We start from the raw sequence: 1,780 nt of genomic DNA, 5'->3' as shown, positions 1-1,780 counted from the left end.
GTGTAGTCGGCTCCTGCAAGAGCCGTCCCATTGCTTGTTCCATAGGAGACGGTGACAGGCGTGACGGATGCGGCCGAAAGGCGGACGGTGAAGACCGCATTACTGGTGCCGCTCTGCCCTTCTGTGATGCTGACATCGGCTACGCTAAGCGACGCTGCAGGTGCAGCCGTATCGTCATTGGCGATGGTCACCGCGCCCTGCCCGTCGGCAATAGTGGCCTTCAAGGGAGAGGAAAGGTTCACGAAGAAGCTTTCATTGTTCTCCGCGACGGTATCGCCGAGAACCGGTACGGCGATCGTCTTGGTGGTCTCTCCCGGCGCGAAGGTCAGCGTACCGGACTTGGCCGTATAATCCGCACCGGCCAAGGCCGTGCCGTTCGCCGTGGCATAGCTCACGGTCACGGTCTCGGTTGCAGCTTTGGAGAGCGAGACGGTGACCAGCGCTTCCTTCGTGCCCGTGTTACCCTCAACAAGGCTCATATCTCCGACGGAGAGCGACGGAAGGACCGGGGTTGGTGTTCCGCCGATGGCCGTGCCATTGACGATGTAGCCCGCCGGCTGTGGGACCGGGCCTGTGCTGTTCGCCTGGAAGCCGAAGGTCACGGTGCCATTCGGAGCAACGGAGCCGTTCCAGGAGGCGTTCCGCACCACGTAATGGTTGCCGACCCGGCTGACGATTTCCCCATTCCAGAGATTGGTGATCTCGAACGGGGCATCGAACTCCACCACCCAGCCATTCATGGCACTGGGATTCGCGTTGACCAGGGAAATGGAGCCGGTGAAGCCCGAGCTCCAGCTGCTATCAACTTTGAAAGATGTAGTGTACCCCATCCTCGTACCCGTTCTTGTGATGAGATTAATATCCCACGAAGGTCATATGTGTAGATGGGGAGATCTAACTGACATTGCGGCGAAATATGGACCGCTTCATCATTTCACGACAACAATTATACAAGATGAAAGAAACTTTCTTCTTCAACTCTAATAAATGCAACCTGAAATCTACTCAATGAACGCGCTACAACGCTATATCTATTGTATTGTAGTTACATCCTAAACACTCGGGAGTCTGCTCCGCTTGTGTGAAGCGGTTTATGAGTCGCTCTGCTTTGCTGCGGCAATGGCCTGAACGCGCCCTACAATCGGGCGCGGGTGCTTCGCGGCGTCGCGAGCAGGAGGTTCGTTTCCGAGGCAATGACGCCGGGGATCAGGCGGACACGCCGCAGGATGGCGTCAAAGTCGGACAGGTTGCTCGCCCCCAGTTCGACGACGAGATCCCACTTCCCGTTGGTGGTGTGAATGGCGCTCACCTCCGGAAAGCCACCGAGCGCGTCGACGACCCGGTCCCCGGCCCTGCCCTCCACCTCGATCAGCATGATCCCGCGCACAGGCAACGCAACCGCGTCGGCCCGCAGGATGACCGTATAGCCAACGATGTCCCCGGAGCGCTCTAGGCGCTCCATCCGGGATCGGACAGTGGCGCGCGAAACGCGCAGTTCCAAGGCAAGGTCCGAGACGCTCCGCCGGCCGTTATGTCGAAGAAGTGTGATCAGCCGCTGGTCGAGATCGTCCATCGCACGCCAGAATGAAATGCATAACTTGCCATTTTGATCAGGTATCTTGCTCCATTTGTCAATTTAGGCTGTTCAATACGCCGGAAGCCTTCGCTAGCTTGGCGATTGCTCAAGGAGAGAAGAATGGGATCGACCGCGTGCATCATCCTCGGTGCGCCCGTGCAGGAGGGCGCCGGGCGGCTCGGCTGCGACATGGGGCCAAGCGCC

3 protein-coding genes are annotated in these 1,780 nt (G+C 58.8%); all 3 read right to left on the bottom strand.

From position 1 onward, the window contains the following. Window positions 1-830: Calx-beta domain-containing protein (locus VE009_RS25790; RefSeq protein ID WP_325012769.1), on the bottom strand; the 830-nt coding region annotated here is incomplete at its 3' end. Window positions 831-1,135: 305 nt separating this feature from the next. Further along, window positions 1,136-1,573, bottom strand: a complete 438-nt coding sequence (locus VE009_RS25785; protein WP_325012768.1) for an Lrp/AsnC family transcriptional regulator — start codon at window positions 1,571-1,573, stop codon at window positions 1,136-1,138. Beyond that, window positions 1,549-1,780, bottom strand: a 232-nt coding sequence (locus VE009_RS25780) for a hypothetical protein (protein WP_325012767.1), incomplete at its 5' end; no start/stop codon positions are given. The genes VE009_RS25780 and VE009_RS25785, both read right to left, overlap by 25 nt.

The organism is Paenibacillus sp. (genome assembly GCF_035645195.1).
Lineage (GTDB): Bacteria > Bacillota > Bacilli > Paenibacillales > YIM-B00363 > Paenibacillus_AE.
This window is presented reverse-complemented; position numbering and strand designations above follow the sequence as displayed.

Excerpts from the sequence above, each read along its gene's own strand:
- VE009_RS25785 (WP_325012768.1), bottom strand. The coding sequence starts at position 1,573 with ATGGACGATCTCGACCAGCGGCTGATCACACTTCTTCGACATAACGGC.